Annotated in this window: 1 protein-coding gene; it reads left to right on the top strand. The window is 68.8% G+C overall.

The genetic code is table 11. The annotated features are described in order from the left end of the window. Positions 1-516: alpha/beta fold hydrolase (locus MZTS_RS24690; RefSeq protein ID WP_192285964.1), on the top strand; the 516-nt coding region annotated here is incomplete at its 5' end. Positions 517-616: the final 100 nt, after the last annotated feature.

Here is a 616-nt window from a genome sequence, read left to right as displayed (position 1 = left end):
CTCGACCGGCGCATCGCCCCCGATCTGCTCGTAGCGATCAACGGCGCGCTCACGCCGTTTCCCGGCATCGCCAACATTCTGTTCCCGAGCATCGCTCGCGTGCTGTTCCTCAACCCGATCACCCCGAAGGTCTTCGCCTGGAGCGCCGACCGGGCGGCGGTGCGCCGGCTCATCGACGGCACCGGCTCGCGTCTCGATCCGCAGGGCCTCGACCTCTACCGCCGGCTGTTCACCCGCCCCGGCCATGTCTCGGGGGCGCTCGGGATGATGGCGAATTGGGACCTGCCGGCTCTGTCACGCGACCTGCCGGGCCTCACGACCCGCACCCTGCTGATCGTCGGCGGTGACGACAAGGCGATCAAGCCGGAGGACGCCTTCACCCTGCGCGAGCGTTTGCCGAATGCCCGGGTCGAGTTGCTGCGCGGCCTCGGCCATCTGGCCCACGAGGAAGCACCGGAGCGCGTGGCGGGGCTCATCCTCGCGGAGGCCGAAACGGCGCAAACGGCGACTCCGTGAGAGTCCTCTTGCGCTGACGAATTTCCGAGCCATAGTGTCAACGTATGTTGACACTCGCCGCCCAGCCGAGAGACGTGTCGGGGCCGGATCGCCGGCCGCA

Source organism: Methylorubrum zatmanii (genome assembly GCF_014845115.1).
GTDB classification, from domain to species: Bacteria; Pseudomonadota; Alphaproteobacteria; order Rhizobiales; family Beijerinckiaceae; genus Methylobacterium; species Methylobacterium zatmanii.
This window is presented reverse-complemented; position numbering and strand designations above follow the sequence as displayed.